This is a genomic window from Bacillus sp. MUM 116, from assembly GCF_001866655.1.
In the GTDB taxonomy this organism is placed as follows: domain Bacteria; phylum Bacillota; class Bacilli; order Bacillales; family Cytobacillaceae; genus Neobacillus.
This window is the reverse complement of the sequence record NZ_MLYR01000003.1, coordinates 39,644-62,784: the sequence shown is the minus strand read 5'-3', so window position 1 is coordinate 62,784 and position 23,141 is coordinate 39,644. Positions and strand designations below refer to the sequence as shown.

The following is a 23,141-nucleotide window of genomic DNA, read 5'->3' as shown; positions in this document are numbered from 1 at the left end:
TTCAGTTTTTTTTTGGAGATAAGAAAGTATAAATTTTGGCTTCGATAATTGTCCAGCTCCAGCGCCTAGCCCCTCGAGGTCACAAGACAAGCCATCCAAAAGGTTAAAGAACAACCTTTCGGCCGGCTTGTTTTGTGCTTGTCGGGGCTGATCAAGGCGCTTCCGCTTTTCTAATGTCCTATGGTATAATAACATTCGGAAAAAAGGGGGAATTTTTTTGTCACCTGGGATGCTTAAAATGTGGATTTCGGTTGCAGGAATCGGCTTAATGTTTTTAGCCATTTTCACTATTTATCTTAGCCGCTTTAAATTAAAAGGAATTTTTCGAGTTATAACGGCAATACTGGCTTATTTATTTATGATTATTGCAGGTATTATTTTATTTATTGTTTTATTTACTTAATTTCTTAATACATAAAATAAAGGTGATTATATGAAACGGCTCATGTTAGGCTGTGTTTTTGTCATTACAGCTATATTTTTATCAGGGTGCATGTATCCTAATGAAAAACTGGCAAAGAATCAAGTCCCTTATAAAGATCAAATTCAGATGGTACAATCAGCCGTGGACTCTTTCCAGAAGGATAATGGCGGTATTTTGCCCATTAAAACAAAGGAAGCGAATACGCCGATATATCAAAAATATCCGATTGACTTTAAAAAAATCTCACCGAGGTATATGGCAGAACCTCCAGGGAATGCTTATGAAAACGGAGGAATTTTTCAATATGTGCTCGTGGATGTTGAAAAAAAGCCAACGGTTAAACTTTTGGATTTAAGAATGGCTGAAACTCTCAGGGATATTAACTTACGTATTAAAACAAAAGGGTACCCGCCTTATAAAAAAAGCATTGCAAATAATGTTTATACACTGGACTATAAAAAGTTGGGCCTTGAAAGTCCGCCATACGTTGTCAGCCCTTATTCAAATCAAAATCTTCCACTTGTGATTAACGGGAATGCGGAGGTTTTTGTTGATTACAGTGCTGATTTATATCAAGCACTTAAAAAAACGAAAAAAACCTTTAAGTCAGGGGAGGATATTCGCTCAATTCTTGTGGACAACTCCATGTTTGTTCCGGCGTATTCTTTACCCTATACAGTTGATTCTAAAACAAAAGAGCCTGTTTTTCTTGTGCCTAAACAATGAACAAATAGATAATATTAAATTGTCATAACCCTTTTCCTGTGAAATATATTGTAGGAGAAGGGTTTTTTAGGTTAATAGGTTAACAATATCTAACCCAATAAGGATAGCTCCGGAAAATAAGCCGTGTATCTTTATTTGAAACCCTCACTGATCTAAACCGTTCTGACACGACCCATACTTTTAAAGCATTGAATTTTGAATAGGGGGGTAAAAAAATTTTAGAAAAGTGTCATAACAATATAGGACAACATCATAAACATATACTGTCCAAAAATACCTTGATGGATAATATTATCCCACTTTAGTCTATGATCGGGAGGGGATCACTTGGAAAAGGTTGATATTTTTAAAGATATTGCCGAGAGAACCGGCGGTGATATTTATTTAGGAGTCGTAGGAGCGGTACGAACAGGAAAATCAACATTCATAAAAAAATTTATGGAGCTGGTTGTTTTACCGAATATCAACAATGAGGCTGACAGATCTCGTGCACAAGATGAACTTCCACAAAGTTCAGCCGGAAAAACAATCATGACGACAGAGCCGAAATTTGTTCCAAATCAAGCAGCAACCGTCTATGTTGATGATGGTTTGGAGGTTAATATAAGGCTTGTGGATTGTGTTGGTTATACGGTACCTGGTGCTAAAGGTTATGAGGATGAAAATGGACCTCGAATGATAAATACTCCATGGTACGAAGAACCAATTCCCTTCCATGAGGCCGCCGAAATCGGAACAAGAAAGGTCATCCAAGAACATTCGACCATCGGGGTTGTCGTCACAACAGATGGAACGATTGGGGAAATTCCGAGAAGCAATTATATTGAGGCGGAGGAAAGAGTCGTTGAAGAATTGAAGGAGGTTGGCAAACCGTTCATTATGGTTGTCAACAGTGCCCAGCCTTACCATCCGAGTACTGAAACACTTCGTTCAAGTTTGGCTGAAAAATACGACATTCCTGTCATAGCCATGAGTGTTGAAAGCATGCGTGACAGCGACGTACTAAATGTCCTTCGTGAAGCATTGTATGAATTCCCAGTCCTTGAAGTGAATGTAAACCTTCCAAGCTGGGTAATGGTGTTAAGAGAGAACCACTGGCTTCGCGAGAGCTATCAGGAGGCAGTAAAGGAAACGGTTAAAGATATCAAGAGATTAAGAGATGTTGACAGAGTCGTCCAGCAATTTAGTGAATATGATTTCATTGACCGTGCAGGATTGGCCGGAATTGAGATGGGGCAAGGAGTTGCCGAAATTGACTTATTCGCTCCAGATGAGTTATATGATGATATTTTAAAAGAAATTGTCGGAGTAGAAATAAGGGGCAAGGACCATCTTCTAGAGCTTATGCAGGATTTCGCTCATGCGAAGGCTGAATATGACCATATTTCTGATGCATTAAAAATGGTGAAGCAAACGGGATATGGCATAGCTTCTCCAACACTTTCAGACATGAGCCTTGAAGAGCCGGAGATTATTCGTCAAGGTGCACGGTTTGGAGTACGATTACGAGCAGTAGCACCATCAATTCACATGATCAAGGTGGATGTGGAATCGGAATTTGCCCCCATTATTGGAACAGAAAAGCAAAGTGAAGAGTTAGTCCGCTACCTAATGCAGGATTTTGAGGATGACCCGTTATCGATTTGGAATTCAGATATTTTCGGAAGATCTCTCAGCTCAATCGTTCGGGAAGGGATTCAGGCAAAGCTCTCTCTAATGCCGGAGAACGCCAGATATAAATTAAAAGAAACATTAGAGAGAATAATAAACGAAGGATCAGGCGGATTAATCGCGATAATCCTTTAATATTCAAGACTCCATATTGGGGTCTTTTTTTGATTTTGTAGAATTTTGTGCGTGAAAAAAGTAGAATTTTGTTGTTTTAATGAAAAGAATACCATTATTTCATGAATAATTCTTGATAAGCTGAAATGATTATGATAATCTTTTAACAGAATTACGTTATGGTGCTAAAAACCTTTATATAATAAGGTTTTTCAAAAAAAATAGATTATTTGATACGAAATAGTCATTTATGATTAAATTGTTAAGAAAACCGCACTATGACGTATAGAATTTAGAAAATTTGTTTAGAAATGTAGATAAGTAACCTTATTTACGAATTTAAATTAATTCTTTGGGAGGAGGTGAATGGCATGAACAAGACAGAACTAATTAATGCTGTAGCTGAAGCAAGTGAGCTTTCTAAAAAAGATGCTACCAAAGCAGTTGATGCTGTTTTTGATTCAATTTTAGATGCTTTAAAAAATGGTGATAAAGTGCAATTAATCGGTTTTGGTAACTTTGAAGTACGCGAGCGTGCAGCACGTAAAGGTCGCAACCCTCAAACTGGTGAGGAAATTGAGATTGGTGCAAGCAAAGTTCCAGCATTCAAACCAGGTAAGGCGCTTAAAGACGCAGTAAAATAATTACATAGTTTATTGCTTTAAGCGTATGCTTAAGAGCTAAGGTCATGGTAAAAGCCATGACCTTTTTTCATTCGTGCAAAGAACTGAAACGTTTTTCTTTTTTGCCCTTAATGAAAAAGTTGTGCTAATATGTATGTGTCATATATACTTGACAGATACATATTAGGAGGAATCATCATGTCTGAAGTAAATCGCGCCCAGATTGAAGAGGCGGTGCGTTTAATATTAGAAGCAATCGGCGAAGACCCAAACCGTGAAGGATTACTTGATACACCAAAGCGTGTAGCCAAAATGTATGAAGAAGTATTTAGCGGATTGAACGAAGATCCAAAAAAGCATTTTGAAACGATTTTTAGCGAAGACCATGAGGAATTAGTTTTGGTTAAAGATATTCCGTTTTATTCGATGTGTGAGCATCACCTTGTTCCTTTCTTTGGGAAGGCACATGTTGCTTATATTCCTCAAAACGGCCGTGTTACTGGATTAAGTAAATTGGCAAGAGCGGTGGAAGCCGTTGCAAAAAGACCACAACTTCAAGAAAGAATTACTTCAACCATTGCGGATAGTATTATGGAAAAGCTTGAACCGCATGGTGTAATGGTTGTAGTGGAAGCGGAACATATGTGCATGACCATGAGGGGGGTAAAAAAGCCCGGCTCTAAAACAGTAACAACAGCGGTTCGTGGCACACTTGCCAACGACACAATTGCACGTTCTGAAATTCTTTCACTTATTAAAAATTAGTCAACCGGAAGCAATTGGGGGGATTAAAATTGGAAAAACAGCAATCTCAAAATAGTGAATATGTTGTGATCAAAGCCTTAGATGATGGGGTAAATGTGATAGGTCTTACAAGGGGAACAGATACCAGGTTCCATCACTCAGAGAAGCTTGATAAAGGTGAGGTATTAATTGCCCAATTTACAGAACATACATCCGCAATAAAAATCAGGGGAAATGCAAAGGTTTTAACCCAATTTGGCGAAGTAGAAAGTGAAATGAAAAAATAAACAATGAGAAACACTATCTTCCACCATTCAACTTGATTCATTTTATCCTAATTCGTTGTTTAAGGGTTTATTTTGCAAAATTCCGCTCAAGGAAAATCATTTATGCTATAATTGGTGCTGTCTTGTTTAAAAAGGGATGGTATGAATGTTCCGTTTTAAATTAGAAAATACCATTTTGAAAAGACATTAACTATTTGGGGAAGCAAGGGTGATTAGAGTGTCAGACATTCGTCAAAAATTCACAGATATTTTAGGGCAGGTTGAGCAAAGAGTTTTAGACCCATACTTGCTTAAATATATTGATACCCCCATTATTGATGAAGATAAACTTCTTATCCTTATATCTATTTTGGATGGACTTGAATTGTCTTACGGGGAAGTGAAGAACTACTGTTTATCAACAATGCTTATTCAAATTGCCCTTGATACCCATGAACAAAATTCAATTTCGTCCGATAATGAAAAAAGCCGGCAATTAACTGTTTTAGCAGGGGATTATTTCAGCGGCCTTTATTATAAACTTCTTGCTGAATCAGAAGATATATTGGTTATAAAAGCACTTTCAGAAGGAATAAAGGAAATTAATGAAAATAAAATATCCGTTTATCATAAAGAAGTTGATACAATCGACAAACTAATGATGAGTATAAAACGGATTGAATGCTCTTTACTAATCAAGCTCACTGAATACTTTCAAGGTGGCGCTTGGAATGAGTTTTTTGAAAATCTTTTTTTCATTAAGCGGCTGCTAAAAGAAAAAGATCAATATCTTCAATATGGCAGGTCAATATTATTTGATGGACTGATACAGATTATTTTTCCGTATCATGAACATCCTTCATCAAATTTGCCCAGTGATCAGGAGCAAGACCTGCTGATGGTTTGTGATCGATATATTGAAAAAGCTAAACAATGGATTGAAAAAGGTAAGAACCAGTTTCCTAAATTAAATGAAATGCTTGAACATAGAATTTCCAATATTTTAGCTCAAGCGCAGCCAATTGCAAAAACGTTTGTGGAGGAAGGGTAATCATGCAGCAATCGAAAGAACAGCGGGTTCATAAGGTTTTTGAAAAGATTTCCGATAACTATGATAAGATGAACTCTGTAATTAGTTTTCAACAGCATATCAAGTGGCGAATGGACACAATGAATAGAATGAAGGTAAAACCTGGTTCAAAAGCTCTTGATGTATGCTGTGGAACGGCTGACTGGACGATTGCCATAGCAGACGCAGTAGGTCCTTCCGGTAAAGTAATTGGACTGGATTTTAGCAAAAATATGCTTAAAGTAGGTCAAGAAAAGATCGACCAATTAGGTTTGAACCAAGTAGAATTAATTCATGGTAATGCAATGGAACTTCCATTTCCAGATCAAAGTTTTGATTATGTGACAATCGGTTTTGGCTTAAGAAATGTCCCTAATTACCTGCAAGTATTGAAAGAAATGAATCGTGTTTTAAAACCTGGTGGAGTGGCTGTTTGCCTTGAAACGTCACAGCCTACTTTGATAGGTTACCGACAACTTTTTTATTTTTATTTTCACTATATTATGCCTTTATTTGGAAAGCTGTTTGCAAAAAGCTACAACGAATATGCATGGCTTCATGAATCAGCAAAAGACTTTCCAGGCATGAAGGAACTTGCCCGGATGTTTGAGGCAGCGGGTTTTAAAAATGTTTTTTATAAACCATACAGCGGGGGCGCAGCTGCCGTTCATTTTGGGTATAAGAACTGATTAGCCACATGTAGACAGGATGAAAAGCTGGTGAATACAAATGAAATTAAAAATGATGTATTCATTTTTGAATTCGGATATAAACATAATTGAAAAAAAGCTTGAGGAGGCAATTCAGTCAGGCTCGCCTCTTCTTCAGCAGGCATCAATGCATACATTACAAGCTGGGGGAAAAAGAATTCGTCCTGTTTTTGTTTTGCTTGCAGGAAAATTTGGGAAATATGATATTGATGTTATGAAAGATGTAGCCGTTGCATTAGAGTTAATTCATATGGCTTCGCTTGTTCATGATGATGTGATTGATAATGCGGATCTTCGCAGAGGGGCGCCGACGGTAAAATCAAAATGGGATAATCAAATTGCTATGTATACCGGGGACTTTGTTTTTGCACTTTCACTTGAGTTGATGGCAAATATTAAAAATCCTGCTGCACATAAAATTTTGGCAAATACCATTGTTGAGGTTACAATTGGTGAAATTCAGCAAATAAAGGATAAGTATCGATATAAACAAAATTTTCGTGACTATCTCCGAAGAATTAAGCGAAAGACAGCCTTATTGATTGCAACAAGCTGTCAATTGGGAGCAATCGCCGCGGGTGCACCGGAATCTGTACATAAAAAATTATACCAATTTGGGTATTATGTTGGTATGTCGTTTCAAATCATCGATGATATACTGGATTTCACTTCAACTGAGGAAGAACTGGGTAAGCCGGCAGGAAGTGATTTACTGCAAGGAAATATTACAGCACCTGTGTTGTTTGCGATAGAAAATGATTTGAAACGTAAGGAAATTATAAAGGTAAAGGAAAGTACTAGCCCTGAGCAAATGGCCGAAATCATAACATTGGTTAAACAATCTGGAGCGATCGAAAAATCATTTGCTTTAAGTGATCTTTATCTTGAAAAAGCACTGACAGTGTTAGCTGATCTCCCAGCGAATAAAGTGAAAAAAACGCTTCGTGATATAGCAAAATTTATCGGAAGACGTAAGTTTTAGCAGGACCCCCCTTGCGAAATAGTCAAAACAATGTTACTATTTTCGTTGGTTGCTTATCGTGGCAATTATATATACATATCGATTTAGGAGTGGAATTATGGAAAGAACATATTTAATGGTAAAACCTGATGGGGTACAACGCAGCCTGATCGGTGAAATCGTAGGTCGTTTTGAAAAGAAAGGGTTCCAACTTGTTGGAGCAAAATTAATGAGCATTCCTAGAGAAGTTGCTGAAGAACATTATGGTGAGCACAAAGAGCGTCCTTTCTTTGGAGAATTAGTGGATTTCATTACTTCTGGCCCAGTATTTGCAATGGTTTGGCAAGGTGAAAATGTGATTGCCACTGCTCGTCAAATGATGGGGTCAACAAATCCTAAAGATGCAGCACCTGGAACGATTCGCGGAGACTTTGGTGTTACAGTCGGTAAAAATATCATTCACGGTTCTGATTCACCTGCAAGTGCAGAGCGCGAAATCGGCATTTTCTTTAAAGAAAATGAATTGGTTGAATACTCCAAACCTGTAAATGAATGGATTTATTAAAATAGCTTTATTAAAGGCATCTGTATACATTTTATACAGGTGTCTTTTTGTATGCGATTACAATGTTTTTCCCTATTTTCGGAATAGTTTTACTATGTTTATTGGCCAGGATATGTTATATTGATAGATAATTCTTTAATGAGTTGAAGGGAGAAAGAACAAATGGGAATGAGATATTTAACAGCAGGAGAATCCCATGGACCTCAATTAACTACCATCATCGAAGGTCTTCCTGCGGGGATGCCATTGTTAGCTGATGATATAAACCAGGAGTTAGCCAGAAGGCAAAAAGGGTATGGCCGTGGGAGAAGAATGCAAATCGAAAAAGATACAGTTGAAATAGCATCGGGTATCCGCCATGGGTATACGCTTGGTTCACCGGTTGCTTTAGTGGTAAAAAATAATGACTGGAAACATTGGACAAAAATCATGGGTGCAGAACCGCTTCTTGAAGGGGAAGAGGATGAAATAAAAAGAAAAATTACCCGGCCACGTCCTGGACATGCTGATTTAAACGGGGCGATTAAATATGGTCATCGTGACATGAGAAATGTTCTGGAACGATCGTCAGCACGTGAAACAACCGTAAGAGTGGCAGCCGGTGCTGCGGCAAAGAAACTATTATCATTGTTGGGAATTGAACTTATTTCACATGTCGTTGAAATTGCCGGAATTAAAGCAGAAATTGACCCTTCATTATCGTATGAGTCCCTTAAGGAATTGACTGAACAATCCCCTGTTCGATGTGCAGACCCTGATGCAGCACAGAAAATGATGGCTGCGATTGACGATGCTAAGAAAAATGGTGATTCCATCGGTGGAGTTGTAGAGGTTATTGCGACAGGTATGCCGGCAGGTGTTGGAAGCTATGTGCATTATGATCGGAAATTAGACTCAAAATTAGCAGCGGCTATTGTCGGTATTAATGCCTTTAAAGGGGTAGAAATCGGGATAGGTTTTGAAGCAGCAAGGAAGCCTGGAAGTGAAGTTCATGATGAGATTGCCTGGGATAAAGAAAACGGCTATTACAGAAAAACCAATCGTCTTGGTGGCTTTGAGGGTGGTATGACGACAGGAATGCCAATCGTAGTCCGCGGGGTTATGAAACCAATCCCAACACTTTATAAGCCGTTAATGAGTGTTGACATTGATTCAAAGGAGCCGTTTTCTGCAAGTGTTGAACGATCCGATAGCTGCGCTGTACCCGCTGCGGCAGTGGTAGCAGAAAATGCAGTCGCATGGGAACTTGCGGCTGCACTTGTTGACCAATTCTATAGCGACCGCTTCGATACGTTTGCTGAGGAAATTAGAAGACAGCGGGAATATGCGAGGGAATTCTAATGCAAATCATTCCGATACAGACTGCGTCAAAAAACTATGAAGTATTTGTAGGGGAAGGGATTCGCAAGGAAATTCGCTCTTTTTTAGACAAGCATTTTAACAATCTTACAAAGATTTTAATTATTACTGATGAGACAGTTGGTAATCTTCATCTTGAAAAATTACTGGACTGCCTTAAGCCTTTGGAACCTGTTATCTTTACCGCCCCAAGTGGCGAGAAGGCTAAAACATTTGAAGTTTTTTATTCGGCATTAGGGACAGCATTGGAAAATCGAATAGATCGAAAATCGGTAGTCCTCGCACTTGGCGGCGGGGCGGTAGGAGATTTATCCGGATTTGTTGCCGCTTCTTTTATGAGGGGGATCCCTTTTATTCAAATTCCGACTACCATTTTAGCTCATGATAGTGCGGTAGGCGGAAAGGTAGCGATTAACCATCCATTGGGAAAAAATATGATTGGTGCTTTTCATCAGCCTGAAGCGGTTTTTTATGATCTTGAATTACTCTCTACATTATCCGGCCAGGAAATTCGCTCCGGATTTGCAGAGGTGATAAAACACGCCCTAATTCACGATTTTGATTTCTATGGTTGGCTGAGAACCAATATAAATAATCTTGCGACTTTAACAACGGAACAATTGACCTATTCATTAACAAAAGGAATAGCCATAAAAAACGAATTTGTTTCAAGAGATGAGAAAGAAACGGGAGTACGTGCGTATTTGAATTTCGGTCACACTCTTGGACATGCAATTGAATCAGAAATGGGCTATGGTAATTTTACTCATGGTGAAGCTGTTATGATTGGGATGGTTTTTGCTCTTGAATTAGGTATGAAACTAAAAGGACTTTCATTTAATTTGAATGAATTTATTGAATGGGTGCAAAGACTCGGCTATGCCACTAAAATCCCGGATGGATTAGTAAATGAACAACTAATTCAAAAAATGAAACAAGATAAAAAAACGATTGGTGAAACAATTCGATTTGTATTACTTGAACAAATTGGCAAACCATGTCTAGAGGAAATTCCTGAAGATTTATTATTAAAAGAACTTAATAATTTTTAAACAAGGGGGAACTTTTCATGATTAGAGGGGTGAGGGGAGCGATTACAGTTAGCGGAAATACAGAAGATGAGATAATTTCTGCGACTGAAGAGCTCATAAAGGAAATCATCGATAGCAATCAGATTCACCCAACTTCTGTTGCATCTGTTTTTATTTCTACTACGGAGGATTTGGATGCGACATTTCCGGCCAAGGCACTACGGAAGTTTGCCAGTTGGACTTATGTACCCGTTATGTGTATGCGGGAAGTTCCTGTCCAAAATTCATTAAAAAATTGTGTTAGAATTATGATGCATGTGAATACGGAAAAATTGCAGGAAGAAATCAATCATATCTATTTAAGAGATGCAAAAGTTTTACGGCCAGATTTAGGTAATATTAAAGAGCTTTAATGAGTTATCAATTTTCTTACGATGGGGTGGAGAAAAATGAGATGGAAAGAACAATTATTACGCTTAACTCCGTACCAACCGGGGAAATCAATTGAATCCGTAAAAAGACAATATAATCTTGCGCAAATTGTTAAGCTGGCATCAAATGAGAACCCATTTGGATGTTCAAAAAAGGTGCTTTCAACACTGCAATCAAATGATATTGGTCTGGCCGTTTATCCCGATGGTTATGCAACCAATCTAAGGGAAAACTTGGCTTCATTTTTACAGGTTGAACAAGATGAAATAATCTTTGGAAATGGGTCTGATAACCTTATTCAAATGATTTCAAGGGCGTTGCTTCATCCTGATGCCAGCACAGTAATGGCAACACATACGTTTTCACAGTATAAACACAATGCAGAAATAGAAGGGGCAATCATAAAGGAAGTTCCTTTAATCAATGGTGAGCATGACTTAGATGGAATGCTTGCGGCGATTGATGAAAAAACAAACGTTGTTTGGGTATGCAGTCCAAACAACCCGACAGGTACATATATTCCTGAAAATAAATTAGTTTCCTTCCTGGAAAAAGTACCTCCTGAGGTTTTGGTTGTCCTTGATGAGGCTTATTTTGAATATGTTGTGGCTGATGATTATTATGATTCCATTGCGTTAACCAGAAAATATCTAAATTTAATTGTCTTAAGAACATTTTCGAAAATTTATGGCCTTGCATCGTTAAGAATTGGTTATGGAGTCGCCACCCCTAAAATTATTACTGCTCTTGAACCAGCCAGAGAGCCATTTAATGTTAATTCATTCGGTCAGTTGGCAGCCTCTGCAGCACTCGCGGATTCTGAGTTTATTCAGGAATGTCAACGAGTAAATAGGCAGGGTCTTGAACAGTATTATCAATTTTGTGAGCAAAATCAACTTACCTATTATCCATCCCAAACAAACTTTATTTTGATTGATTTTAATGAGGATGGAGACAAAATCTTTCAATTTTTGTTAGAACGCGGGTATATTGTTCGTTCAGGAAAGGCACTTGGATTCCCAACTTCTGTTAGAATTACGGTAGGTTCATTTGAACAAAATGAAGGCTTGCTAAAAGTGCTTAGTGAGTTCCTTAGCGAAAGCCGTGTGGAACAGCATCAGGTAAAGTAGGAGGTATATCTTTTGAAAGGCCGTGTTTTTGTCATTGGGTTAGGGTTAATTGGTGGTTCCCTGGCATTGTGTATAAGAAAAGAACATAAAGATGCCACAATTATCGGATTTGATATCAATATTGAACAAGTGCGTCTGGCAAAAATGCTGGGAGTAATTGATACTGCGGCCGAAAGTATCCAAGAGGGTGCTCTTTCGGCTGATTTAATTATTATTTCTGCACCTGTTAACGAAACGAAGGCAATAATTGAACTTTTGTCTGAGTTGCCATTAATTCCGGAAGTAATTGTGACAGATACAGGAAGTACAAAAAGAAAAATTGTTGAGAGTGCCTGCAAATTAAAAGAAAAAGGATTTACTTTTATTGGCGGCCATCCGATGGCCGGTTCCCATAAAAGCGGTGTTACTGCAGCAAAAGAAATTTTATTTGAAAATGCATTTTATTTATTTACCCCCGAAGGGCATTTTGAAAATGCGAGGTTGGAAGAACTAAAATTTTGGCTTAAAGGAACAAAGGCCAAATTTTTAACGATTTCTGCTGAAAATCATGATTTTCTTACTGGAGTCGTTAGTCATTTTCCACATATTATTGCTGCTTCGCTTGTTCGCCAAACGGAAAAGTTGACGACAGAAGAGAAATTGATACCCCGTCTTGCTGCCGGCGGATTTCGAGATACGACAAGGATTGCTTCAAGCAGTCCGGAAATGTGGAAAGATATTTTATTGAATAATCGAGAGATTTTAATTGGTCTGCTTGATCAATGGCAAGAGGAAATGAATGGGGTTAAAGTATTACTGGAAGAAGAAAATAGTCATGCCATCTTTCAATACTTTCAACAAGCGAAACAATTCCGCGACCGCCTGCCTGTCAGAGAAAAGGGAGCAATTCCGGCATTTTATGATTTATATGTGGACGTTCCTGACTATCCTGGGGTTATATCAGAGGTTACAGGCTATCTTGCCAAGGAAAATATCAGTATTACCAATATTCGAATTATTGAAACTAGAGAAGAAATATACGGGATTCTTGTTATTAGCTTTCAAACAGAAGAAGATCGAGAAAGAGCAGAGCAATGTATTGCTAATTATTCTAGTTATGAAACATCAATAGGGTAAAAAGGTGATTTAAATGAAAGATTTACAACTAAAAACGAACGTTAGGGACTTAACCGGACAACTTGATATACCGGGGGATAAATCCATCTCTCACCGATCCGTTATGTTTGGGTCAATCGCCTATGGAGAAACAAGGGTAAGCAATTTTTTACTTGGCGAAGACTGTTTAAGTACAATTTCCTGCTTTAGAAAGCTTGGCGTAAATATTACTGTAGAAGGTAATCAACTTCAGATTATTGGAAAAGGCTTTGAAGGTTTAACCGAGCCCAATGAAGTACTGGATGTCGGAAATTCTGGAACGACAATTCGCTTATTAATGGGGATTCTTGCCGGCAGATCTTTTTTTAATACGCTAATTGGTGATACATCAATTGGCAAAAGACCGATGACAAGAGTAACGAATCCTTTGAAACAAATGAGAGCACAAATAGACGGACGCGAGAACGGTGCATACACGCCATTATCTATTCGCGGCGGCAAACTTACTTCTTTTACCTATGAACTGCCTGTTGCAAGCGCACAAGTAAAATCAGCGCTTATTTTAGCAGGACTACAGGCTGAAGGAGAAACAACCCTCATTGAACCAGCAGAAACAAGGGATCATACCGAAAGAATGATCCGTAAATTTGGCGGTGAAATCGAGAAAGACAATCTGACTATTAAAGTAAAAGGTGGTCAACAGCTAAAAGGCGCAACCATTCATGTACCGGGTGATATATCATCTGCAGCCTTCTTCCTTGTCGCAAGCGCCATTGTCGAAGGAAGTGAAATCACCTTGAAAAATGTTGGTTTAAACCCTACCAGAACGGGAATTATTGAGGTTATGCAGGCAATGGGTGCCGATATACAAATTCAAGATCAGGATGAAAACTCTTTTGAACCAGTTGGGGATATCGTCATTAAAACCTCTAAATTGAAGGGTACCGTTGTACAAGGAGAGATTATTCCAAGATTAATTGATGAAATCCCTATTATCGCCCTATTGGCTACCCAGGCGGAAGGTACCACAATCATTAGGGATGCGGAAGAACTAAAAGTAAAGGAAACAAACCGAATTGACACCGTCGTAAATGAATTAACCAAATTAGGCGCAAACATTAAAGCCACTGATGATGGAATGATTATTCAAGGTAAATCAGACCTAATTGGGGGAACGGTGTCCAGTCATGGTGACCATCGAATTGGAATGATGCTCGCGATTGCTTCACTGCTATGTAAAAAAGAAGTGATTCTTGAAAATCCTGAATGCATCTCTGTATCATATCCTAACTTTTTTGACCATCTACATTCATTGATTAAGTAAAAGCTGCATTTACGCAGCTTTTTTTTCTGAAAATCAGGAAGGAATATTTTGCAAATTCCATCATAGCTTGTTTTATAGACAAGTTAAGGGGGGATTTTGTGGCCTATATAATCGAAAATGCCAATATTCTTAAAGATAATCAATTACTAAGACGTTCACTGCTAATTAAGGAAAATAGGATTGCCTCAATACAAACAGAGGTTAAGCAATACAAGTGGATGAAAATGAATGCAGAATCCTACATTATGACCCCTGCTTTTGTTCTTCTAAACAACAAAATCCCTTATAAGGGAACATTTCAAGAAATAAAAAAATATATGACTGAACAATTTTTATTAAAAGGGTGTACGGCCATCCTAACTTTCGTAAATGTTTCCTACGAAAAAGACATACTTGATAAAATGCGGGAGATGAAGACTTCCCTTATGGGTAGTCCCGTTGATTTTATCATAGGTGTCAAAATACCTCTAAAATTGGTGACACAATCATTCATTCGAATTTGCAAAAGAGAAAGGATACCGGCTATTTTTGTAGAAATAAATAAAGCAGATGATTTGGAGAAAGTTCCCTGGGGATGGATTAGAGATGCTATATTTCCTTTTAATAACCCTCTAATCCCAATCATATCTTCAATAGACAAAAAAGAATCCAAAGATATCTTGAGCAAATGGAAAATCATCATGGTAAAAGAAAAAATCCCATGTCTTTTAGAGGAATTGCCTGAAAATGAACCACTTTCGGCATGTGTCTTAAATAAAATAGGTCTTTATCCGCAAAAAGCCAGTTTAATGCATGGGGCTGAGGTAAGCTATAATCTTTATTTAAAGGATAGAGAAATCAAGAATGTTGATGAAGTGAATTTATTTCATTATCATGGTAATAGACTTGTTGTTACAATTCATAAAGGAAAGGTTGTTCGCTCCGGAGGGGATGTTTTTTATAGACCGGGGAATGGCGAATATGTTAAAGTAAAAACTCCATCCTATTTTACAATTTAACCGGAAACCTTTTGGACGAGAGGATAAAACAATGGACCGTATAAATAAAATTATTCAAATGTTGGAAAAAGGTCAACATAAAGAAGCATTAAATGAATATAATGTTGTATTAAACAGCGGCATGTCTGACGAAAAATTCCTTTTAGCAGAGGAATTGTACCAGTTTGGATTTTTAGAAGAAGCAAAAGCTCTAGTTGAAAATCTTTTAGAAATTTATCCTGAGGAGGGTGAACTTCTTGTCCTTCTTGGTGAGATCCAGGTTGAAGCAGGTGAAGAGGAGAGCGCGATACTTGTTCTTGAAAGAATTTCCGAACAAGATCCAAATTATGGACAATCGTTATTATTGCTTGCTGACTTATACCAAGTTCAAGGACTTTACGAAGTTTGTGAAAGAAAGCTACTAAAAGCTAAGGAAATCTTACCTGAAGAGGTAATCATTGATTTTGCTCTTGGAGAGCTTTATAGCGAACAAGGTGAAATCATCAAGGCGATTGCCGCATATGAAATCGTATTAAAGGAGCACAGTATTATTGCCGGCGTCAATATTTATCAACGGATGGCCGAATTGTTAAGCTCCTCTGGTGCATTTGAAGAAGCCCTAACCTATTTTGATAAAGCACTAGATGAAAAGCTGGAAATTAACACACTTTTTGGTTATGCATTCACAGCCCTTCAAGCAGATTATAACCGGATTGCCATTGAAAAATTTGAGGAATTAAAAGTGCTCGACCCCGAGTACCACTCTTTATATTTACCACTTGCTCAAGCATATGAACGTGAAGAAGAACTGGAAAATAGCTCAATCACGATTCAAGAGGGAATAAAACAAGATGAATTCAACAAGGAACTCTATTTTTATGGCGGAAAAGTAGCGATTAAACTGGGGAAATCGGACGAGGCTGAACAGCTATTTCGGGAAGCGCTCGCATTAGACCCTGGATATATAGAAGCTGCTCTTACGTTAAATAAACTGTTTATTCAACAAGATCGATACCATGAGGTTATTGATTTAATTTCCCAGCTGGATTATGAGGAAGACGAAGAACCCCAATTTTTATGGGATGCCGCTATTAGTTATAATAGGTTAGAGGAATTTTCATATGCATTAGACAAATATGAGGCAGCATATACTTTTTATAAAAACAATTCAGACTTCTTGCGTGATTACGGATATTTTTTAATTGAAGAAGGAAAAACGGTCCTCGCCGCCGAAATTTTTAAACAGCTGCAAAAAAATGATCCAACAAATGAAGAGTATATTGATTTACTTGAACGTCTCATAGGTACAGAAGATTACTAAATAAAGCTGAGAAGCGCAGAGGAGGGAAACTTATATGGCAACCCCTGTTTCTGTCAACGAGAAAAAGGACTTTATTCGCTGGTTTTTGAACCATTATCAACTGAAAAGAAGAGAATGTGTATGGATTCTCAACTATTTAATGAGCCACGATCAATTAATGGAAAAGGTTCATTTCGTCGAGCAAGCACAGTATTGCCCGAGAGGACTGATTATGTCTACCCATTGTGTTGATAAAGTACCATTTCGTTTTTATAAAGAAAATGTGATGACTACAGATGCAGAAAAGTCTTTTCACGATATCCGTTTAAATCGTGATGAAGAAATATTTATTCAATTGAACTTTCATGCATCGAATCAGGCACATCAATATGCAGCTGTTCTTGAAGAAAATCCTTTTGTACCGAAACACCTTCAGGTAAATGAAAAAGACGAGATGATTGCAGAACAATTTCTGCAAAAGAGTATTGAACGCTTCCAAAGGGAGAAACTGCTCCAATTAATTGATGAAGCGTTAGATAATCAGGATCAAGCAGCCTTTCTAGAATTAACCGAAAAATTAAATAAGCTGATTAAAAATGAGCAAAAGCGAGGCTTGCAATAGCAAGCCTTCTTTTTTTGTATAATAATGGATGATTCTAGTTGATGTTAATGTAGAAAATGATATGATAGTAATAGTGAAACTAAAGGCTGGTGTATTAAATGAAATGGATTCCGAAAGACATTGAAACCTTTTTAGGAGCTAAAGAATATATCGACACGGCAATTATTCCAATTTACTCTGTCTCCTTTGGAGATGAAATGAAAGACTCTGCAGCAATGGCAGAATTCATTACATTGCTTACAGGTTATTTGGAAAGACAATTTACTGGAAGAATTTTATTATTTCCCCCATATACATACTTAAAAAATGAAAGAATTGAAGATACTATGAATAAATTAAAAAAATGGGAGGAAAATATCAAAAAAAGCGAGTTAAAACATATTTTCTTCATTACTTCTGAAATCGATTGGAAATCAAAAGAAGAAAAATTTGACGGGTCGTTAATTTGGCTGCCATCGATTCCACTCGAAAATATGGACGAGCTTCAGAAGGTATCAATCATCGATTCACAGGTTAAACAGCTCATAAATCTATTTACACATAAATGGCATCAAAACGAGTAATTCTTTCCAGCAATAATATGTTTTTAAAATAGTATGATATTGACCTTGCTTAAAGATTGATATATCATGATTATGTCCTAGTTTTATATGTGTTTAATAAATGTCCGTGTGGACTAAAATTTTAGAAATAGAGGGGGGATATGAATGAGTAAGAATCGCGTTACAAGACGCCAGTTTTTAAGCTACACATTAACCGGTGTAGGTGGCTTCATGGCAGCGGGGATGCTAATGCCAATGGTCCGTTTTGCCGTGGATCCTGTATTAAAAGCAGATGCGGGCGGTAACTTCATACCAACGAAGCAAAAGGCGGCTGATTTAACAAGCGAGCCTGTTCGTGTAGACTTTACCTTCAAGGAAAAGGATGCATGGTATGAGTCCGAGGTTACCAATACTGCCTGGATTTATAAGGACGATAATGGGAAAATTGTTGCTCTTTCACCAATTTGTAAACATTTAGGCTGTACGGTTAACTGGAATACGGATAAGGCACATCCAAACCAATTCTTTTGTCCTTGCCATTTCGGCCGCTATGAAAAGAATGGTAAAAACATTCCTGGAACACCGCCGCCACAACCGCTTGATCTTTATCCTGTAAAGGAAAAAGACGGTTATATTCTCTTAGGTAAAGCTCAACCACGGACGGGGGTGTAATAATTGTTAAACAAAATTTACGATTGGGTAGATGAACGTTTAGATATTGCGCCTTTGTGGCGGGATATTGCAGACCACGAAGTACCCGAGCATGTTAACCCGGCGCATCATTTTTCTGCGTTTGTATACTGCTTTGGCGGTCTAACGTTTTTTGTTACCGTAATTCAAATTCTTTCTGGTATGTTTTTAACGATGTATTACGTACCGGATATTAAAAATGCTTGGGAATCCGTTTACTACCTTCAAAATGAAGTTGCATTCGGGCAAATCGTACGCGGAATGCATCACTGGGGAGCTAGTTTAGTCCTTGTAATGATGTTCTTACATACGTTACGTGTCTTTTTCCAAGGTGCTTATAAGAAACCTCGTGAACTTAACTGGATTGTCGGAGTACTTATTTTCTTCGTCATGCTTGGTTTAGGTTTTACAGGATACTTGTTACCATGGGATATGAAAGCGCTATTCGCTACCAAAGTTGGTCTTCAAATTGCCGAGGCCACACCGTTTATCGGCTCCTATATCAAAGTATTGCTTGCGGGGCATGAACACATTGTAGGTGCACAAACCTTAACCCGTTTCTTTGCGATTCACGTGTTCTTCCTACCTGGAGTATTATTTGGATTAATGGCAGCCCATTTTGTTATGATTCGTAGACAAGGGATTTCAGGCCCGCTTTAATACTCTATTTAATGGAGAACTAGTAACTATTTTTTCACTTTTGCGAAAAAAGGAGGGGATCGCTCGATGCATAAAGGTAAAGGTATGAAATTCGTAGGTGACTCACGTGTGGTAGCACCGGAGGCACGTAAAAAAATGCTGCCAAAGGATTACTCTGAATATCCTGGTAAAACAGAAGCATTCTGGCCTAACTTTCTATTAAAAGAATGGATGGTTGGTGCAGTATTCCTTGTCGGCTTTTTAAGTTTAACTATCGCACATCCGGCTCCGCTTGAAAGAATTGCGGATCCGACGGATACAGGCTATATTCCATTACCGGACTGGTACTTCCTTTTCTTATATCAATTACTGAAATACTCCTATGCTTCAGGCCCATATACAGTGATTGGGGCCCTGGTTATTCCAGGACTTGCTTTCGGAGGATTACTATTAGCACCATTCTTGGATAATGGTCCGGAGCGTCGTCCATTTAGACGTCCGTTTGCAACAGGTTTTATGTTGCTTGCATTAGCTGCAACAGTATTTTTAACATGGCAATCGGTTGCAACTCATGACTGGGCTGCAGCGGAACGTCAGGGTAAAATCGTGGCTAAAGCGGAAATTGATAAATCAAATCCGGGATATGAAGTATTTAAAAGCCAAGGTTGTATTAACTGCCACGGTGAAAACCTTCAAGGTGGTGCGGGTGCACCAGCGCTTACGGCCACTGGATTAAAACCTGATGAAATTGCGAAAATCGCAAAAAATGGTAAAGGCGCTATGCCAAAAGGTATCTTCAAAGGTAATGATAAACAGCTTAAACAGCTTACTGAATTTATTGCCGGTTTAGGTGCAAAATAATAGAAAAAAGAAAAAGCTGGCGGTTTCGTCAGCTTTTTTCATTCATCTTATGACAAAGGGGGAAATTAGGTGGGATGGGTTTATCCTCTGCTGGGAAATCGCTCGATTCTTAAACTGTTGCTGATTGTTAATATCGTTGGAACTATTTATGGTTATTATTGGTATGGATGGCAATTGAAAGAAACACCGACAATATTCTTAATTTTTGTTCCTGATAGTCCAACTGCAAGTTTATTTTTTGTTATTGTCTTAATCGCTTTTTTAATGAGAAAAAATTGGCCATTGATTGAAGCCTTGGCAATTGTAACCCTCTTTAAATACGGAATTTGGGCAGTAGTTATGAATATACTCGTATATTTTGTTGAAGGAGAATTAGGTTGGGCGGGTTATATGCTCATTTTCTCGCATTTTGCCATGGCTGTTCAAGGACTTTTATATGCTCCGTTTTATCGGATAAAATGGTGGCATTTGATTGTTGCGGCCATTTGGACGTTACATAATGATGTCATTGACTATGTCTTTTTCATGCTACCGCGATACGAAATGTTAGATCGTTACATACCTGAAATTGGATACTTTACATTTTGGCTTTCCATGTTGTCAATTGGGATCGCATATTATTTATGTATCCGCCCCAACCACTATAAACTTGAAATAAAATAAGCAACATTAAAAATTTGTTCTATCCCTGTCCACCCATTCATACATTTTATTAGTAATGAAAGGGAGGGACAAGGGTTGAAATTTAAATGGATTATATTATTTGCAATGGTTTTGCTGCTCGCTCCCATAAATGTATATGCTGAGCAAACATCGCCAATGGAAAAGCTTGATGATATCTCTGATGAAGCACTTCAAATGGTGAAATTTCATAGATATGATGATGCAAAACAACTACTTAATTATTTCTCTGATCAATTTTCAAGCCTTTCGGGTAGTCAGCAGCCATTAACGGTGGACAAGCTCAGAATTATTAATGCTTCCCATGATGAAGCGCTGGAAGCTGCGGCCAGCCCTGATATGAAATATGAGGAACGAATTAATAAATTGATGAAATTTCGTTTAGTCATTGATGCAATTGCTACAGGTCATAGACCACTTTGGACAGAAATGGAAGATCAAATTATGACTGTCTTCCACCAAGCCAAACAAGCAGCCTATAATGGTGATTCCGCTAATTTTTATTCCAATTTTAATCATTTTCTTTCCCTCTACAATATCATCTATCCTAGTATGAAAGTGGATGTAACTGCAGAGAATATTCAAAAGATTGATGCTCGTATTCATTTTATTGATGATTATCGTTCCCAGATTATAAGTGATTCAAAAAGCCAAAAAGAATTGGATGGATTGGATTCGGATTTAAAAAATCTTTTTGAAAATATGGATGATGATGAAGCAGATCCATCTTTGTGGTGGGTAATCATCTCAACAGGAAGCATCATCATTGCAACATTATCGTATGTTGGGTGGAGAAAATATAAAGGTGATAAGGAAATGAAAAAAGGACGCTCCAGGGATCAAAAAAATTGACGAATTGATTCGGCAACAGTAAACTGATAGTCAACAAGAGTAAAAATTGGAGGTTCACTATGTTTTACCTAGTATATTTTGCAATTATTGTCTTGATTCCTTTATGGGCTCAGCTAAGGGTTAAAAGTACTTTTGCAAGATATTCACAAGTATCATCCGCTTCCTATCGGCCTGGTGCGGAGGTTGCCAGGGAAATTTTAAACGCCAATGGTTTATATAATGTAGGAATTGAACAAGGTCAGGGTTTTTTAAGTGATCATTATGATCCAAGGACAAAAACGGTCCGGTTATCACCGGAAAACTATCATGGCAATTCACTAGCTGCAGCAGCTATAGCCGCTCATGAGTGTGGGCATGCCATTCAAGATTCAGAAGGATATGCTTTTCTAAGATTTCGCCATGCCCTCGTACCTGTGGCTAATATTGGTTCGAATTTTTCATGGATCCTGATCATGATTGGGATGTTGGCTAATTTGAGCGGGATGCTGCTATTAGGAATTATTTTTATGGCGGCAGCTGTTTTGTTTCAATTGATCACCTTGCCGGTCGAATTCGACGCCTCGAGCAGGGCTATGAAACAAGTCGTTTCCATAGGCTTAATTCGCAATGATGAAGCTAAGGAAACACGTAAAGTTCTCAATGCAGCAGCGCTAACCTATGTTGCCGCAGCAGCCGTAGCTGTTTTAGAATTACTAAGACTCGTGCTGATATATACAGGAATGACTCGGAATAATGATGATTGAAAAAACAATGTCCATATTGGACATTGTTTTTTTAATCAACTATTGGCATTTTGTTCTCATCTAATGTAAATCCTTCCCCATGAACATCATGAACAATAGAGACCGAAATGAAGGCATGCGGGTCGATGGCCGTTATTAAATTTTTTAATCGGACAATTTCATTTTTGGCAACAACACAATATAGAACTTCCCGGTCGTTTTTCGTATAGGAGCCATAACCTCTTAAAGCAGTTACTCCTCTTTCCATTTCCTCCATAATTTTCTTGGAAATTTCTTCGTTTTTTTCTGAAATAATCATCGCACCTCTGGCAGCATAAGCACCTTCCAGGATAAAATCAATGACTTTTGCAGCAACAAAAACGGCTACCAATGTATACATAGCTTGTTTATAATTTAGGTATGTAAGCAGTGATAAAATAATCACACAAGTATCAAACATAAACATCGTTTTGCCCATTTCCCAGCCAATATACTTTTGGACAAGTCTGGCAATGATATCAACTCCACCTGTTGTTCCACCTGACCGAAAAATAATACCCAGCCCAATACCTGCAAAAACACCTGCAAATAAGGCTGCCAATGTGAGGTCGTGCTCAAGAGGCATTTTAATCGGAAATCTCTGGAAAATCCATAAAAAAATCGACACGCCCACTGTTCCAATAATAGAATAGATAAATGCATTTCTCCCTAGTATTTTCCATCCAATTAGAAATAAGGGAATATTTAAAATAAGGTTTGTATAGGATGGGTCCCATTTAAATAAGAAGTATAATAGAAGTGTAATTCCGGTAAAGCCACCTTCGGCCAATTTATTTTGCATATTAAAATTGACAAGGCCAAAAGATAAAATGGCGGTTCCGACCAATATAAAAAGGATATTTTTGATTTTAAGGCCAAAAATCATTAAAACTCCCCCATTTCTACCAATATTTTTCTTTATTTCAATGTTTTTTATTATATCTGATTACTTTTGGAAGAGCAATCCTATTT

27 protein-coding genes are annotated in these 23,141 nt (G+C 37.8%); 26 read left to right on the top strand and 1 reads right to left on the bottom strand.

Annotated features, from left to right (window positions below; genetic code table 11):
- Window positions 1–217: 217 nt before the first annotated feature.
- The 26 genes from BIV60_RS01015 to BIV60_RS00890 all read left to right on the top strand — a co-directional run bounded on the left by BIV60_RS01015 (window position 218) and on the right by BIV60_RS00890 (window position 22,151).
- Window positions 218–403 (top strand): DUF2768 domain-containing protein, encoded by a 186-nt coding sequence (locus BIV60_RS01015; RefSeq protein WP_071353884.1) that lies wholly within the window; start codon window positions 218–220, stop codon window positions 401–403.
- A 30-nt stretch (window positions 404–433) separates the two neighbouring features.
- Window positions 434–1,150 carry a hypothetical protein gene (locus BIV60_RS01010; protein ID WP_071353883.1) on the top strand — a complete coding sequence of 239 codons (717 nt, stop codon included), beginning with the start codon at window positions 434–436 and terminating at the stop codon, window positions 1,148–1,150.
- Window positions 1,151–1,477: 327 nt separating this feature from the next.
- A complete protein-coding gene (gene spoIVA / locus BIV60_RS01005) occupies window positions 1,478–2,956 on the top strand; it encodes a stage IV sporulation protein A (protein WP_071353882.1) in 1,479 nt (492 codons plus the stop codon).
- Window positions 2,957–3,306: 350 nt separating this feature from the next.
- Window positions 3,307–3,579: a non-specific DNA-binding protein Hbs gene (hbs, locus tag BIV60_RS01000; RefSeq protein ID WP_034676225.1), complete on the top strand. Its 273-nt coding sequence runs from the start codon at window positions 3,307–3,309 to the stop codon at window positions 3,577–3,579.
- 177 nt (window positions 3,580–3,756) lie between these two features.
- Window positions 3,757–4,323, top strand: coding sequence for a GTP cyclohydrolase I FolE (gene folE, locus BIV60_RS00995; protein ID WP_071353881.1), 567 nt, complete (start codon window positions 3,757–3,759; stop codon window positions 4,321–4,323).
- A gap of 29 nt (window positions 4,324–4,352) precedes the next feature.
- The gene (mtrB, locus tag BIV60_RS00990) at window positions 4,353–4,589 is read left to right on the top strand and encodes a trp RNA-binding attenuation protein MtrB (protein WP_071353880.1); all 237 of its coding nucleotides are present in this window, start codon (window positions 4,353–4,355) and stop codon (window positions 4,587–4,589) included.
- 208 nt (window positions 4,590–4,797) lie between these two features.
- Window positions 4,798–5,619 carry a heptaprenyl diphosphate synthase component 1 gene (locus tag BIV60_RS00985; RefSeq protein WP_256218261.1) on the top strand — a complete coding sequence of 274 codons (822 nt, stop codon included), beginning with the start codon at window positions 4,798–4,800 and terminating at the stop codon, window positions 5,617–5,619.
- Between the two features lie 2 nt (window positions 5,620–5,621).
- A complete protein-coding gene (locus BIV60_RS00980; protein WP_071353878.1) occupies window positions 5,622–6,326 on the top strand; it encodes a demethylmenaquinone methyltransferase in 705 nt (234 codons plus the stop codon).
- A gap of 40 nt (window positions 6,327–6,366) precedes the next feature.
- Window positions 6,367–7,329, top strand: coding sequence for a heptaprenyl diphosphate synthase component II (gene hepT, locus BIV60_RS00975; RefSeq protein ID WP_071353877.1), 963 nt, complete (start codon window positions 6,367–6,369; stop codon window positions 7,327–7,329).
- 97 nt (window positions 7,330–7,426) lie between these two features.
- A complete protein-coding gene (gene ndk, locus BIV60_RS00970; RefSeq protein ID WP_071353876.1) occupies window positions 7,427–7,873 on the top strand; it encodes a nucleoside-diphosphate kinase in 447 nt (148 codons plus the stop codon).
- Between the two features lie 168 nt (window positions 7,874–8,041).
- Window positions 8,042–9,214 (top strand): chorismate synthase, encoded by a 1,173-nt coding sequence (gene aroC, locus BIV60_RS00965; RefSeq protein WP_071353906.1) that lies wholly within the window; start codon window positions 8,042–8,044, stop codon window positions 9,212–9,214.
- Entirely contained in the window at window positions 9,214–10,284 is a 1,071-nt protein-coding gene (gene aroB / locus BIV60_RS00960; protein ID WP_071353875.1) for a 3-dehydroquinate synthase, read from the top strand. Before aroC ends, aroB begins: the two co-directional genes overlap by 1 nt.
- Window positions 10,285–10,301: 17 nt before the next feature.
- Complete coding sequence (aroH, locus tag BIV60_RS00955; RefSeq protein ID WP_071353874.1) at window positions 10,302–10,676, top strand: chorismate mutase; 375 nt, start codon at window positions 10,302–10,304, stop codon at window positions 10,674–10,676.
- 36 nt (window positions 10,677–10,712) lie between these two features.
- Window positions 10,713–11,825, top strand: coding sequence for a histidinol-phosphate transaminase (gene hisC / locus BIV60_RS00950; protein ID WP_071353873.1), 1,113 nt, complete (start codon window positions 10,713–10,715; stop codon window positions 11,823–11,825).
- Window positions 11,826–11,837: 12 nt separating this feature from the next.
- Window positions 11,838–12,941: a prephenate dehydrogenase gene (locus BIV60_RS00945; protein ID WP_071353872.1), complete on the top strand. Its 1,104-nt coding sequence runs from the start codon at window positions 11,838–11,840 to the stop codon at window positions 12,939–12,941.
- Window positions 12,942–12,954: 13 nt separating this feature from the next.
- A complete protein-coding gene (aroA, locus tag BIV60_RS00940) occupies window positions 12,955–14,244 on the top strand; it encodes a 3-phosphoshikimate 1-carboxyvinyltransferase (protein ID WP_071353871.1) in 1,290 nt (429 codons plus the stop codon).
- 317 nt (window positions 14,245–14,561) lie between these two features.
- A complete protein-coding gene (locus tag BIV60_RS00935) occupies window positions 14,562–15,242 on the top strand; it encodes a hypothetical protein (RefSeq protein ID WP_256218260.1) in 681 nt (226 codons plus the stop codon).
- A gap of 31 nt (window positions 15,243–15,273) precedes the next feature.
- Window positions 15,274–16,542: a tetratricopeptide repeat protein gene (locus BIV60_RS00930; protein WP_071353869.1), complete on the top strand. Its 1,269-nt coding sequence runs from the start codon at window positions 15,274–15,276 to the stop codon at window positions 16,540–16,542.
- 34 nt (window positions 16,543–16,576) lie between these two features.
- The gene (locus BIV60_RS00925; protein ID WP_071353868.1) at window positions 16,577–17,143 is read left to right on the top strand and encodes a ReoY family proteolytic degradation factor; all 567 of its coding nucleotides are present in this window, start codon (window positions 16,577–16,579) and stop codon (window positions 17,141–17,143) included.
- A gap of 98 nt (window positions 17,144–17,241) precedes the next feature.
- A complete protein-coding gene (locus BIV60_RS00920) occupies window positions 17,242–17,706 on the top strand; it encodes a YpiF family protein (protein ID WP_071353867.1) in 465 nt (154 codons plus the stop codon).
- A 144-nt stretch (window positions 17,707–17,850) separates the two neighbouring features.
- Window positions 17,851–18,357, top strand: a complete 507-nt coding sequence (locus BIV60_RS00915; RefSeq protein WP_071353866.1) for a QcrA and Rieske domain-containing protein — start codon at window positions 17,851–17,853, stop codon at window positions 18,355–18,357.
- Window positions 18,358–18,360: 3 nt separating this feature from the next.
- Window positions 18,361–19,035: a menaquinol-cytochrome c reductase cytochrome b subunit gene (gene qcrB / locus BIV60_RS00910; protein WP_026573265.1), complete on the top strand. Its 675-nt coding sequence runs from the start codon at window positions 18,361–18,363 to the stop codon at window positions 19,033–19,035.
- Window positions 19,036–19,101: 66 nt separating this feature from the next.
- Window positions 19,102–19,875 (top strand): menaquinol-cytochrome c reductase cytochrome b/c subunit, encoded by a 774-nt coding sequence (locus BIV60_RS00905; protein WP_071353865.1) that lies wholly within the window; start codon window positions 19,102–19,104, stop codon window positions 19,873–19,875.
- 69 nt (window positions 19,876–19,944) lie between these two features.
- Window positions 19,945–20,538 (top strand): lipoprotein heptaprenylglyceryl N-acetyltransferase LhaT, encoded by a 594-nt coding sequence (gene lhaT, locus BIV60_RS00900; RefSeq protein ID WP_071353864.1) that lies wholly within the window; start codon window positions 19,945–19,947, stop codon window positions 20,536–20,538.
- Between the two features lie 75 nt (window positions 20,539–20,613).
- Window positions 20,614–21,408 (top strand): sporulation protein YpjB, encoded by a 795-nt coding sequence (gene ypjB / locus BIV60_RS00895; RefSeq protein WP_256218259.1) that lies wholly within the window; start codon window positions 20,614–20,616, stop codon window positions 21,406–21,408.
- A 59-nt stretch (window positions 21,409–21,467) separates the two neighbouring features.
- A complete protein-coding gene (locus tag BIV60_RS00890; RefSeq protein WP_071353863.1) occupies window positions 21,468–22,151 on the top strand; it encodes a zinc metallopeptidase in 684 nt (227 codons plus the stop codon).
- Window positions 22,152–22,182: 31 nt separating this feature from the next.
- Here the strand turns inward: BIV60_RS00890 and BIV60_RS00885 are convergent, their stop codons facing one another.
- Window positions 22,183–23,055, bottom strand: coding sequence for a YitT family protein (locus BIV60_RS00885; RefSeq protein WP_071353862.1), 873 nt, complete (start codon window positions 23,053–23,055; stop codon window positions 22,183–22,185).
- Between the last annotated feature and the right edge of the window lie 86 nt (window positions 23,056–23,141).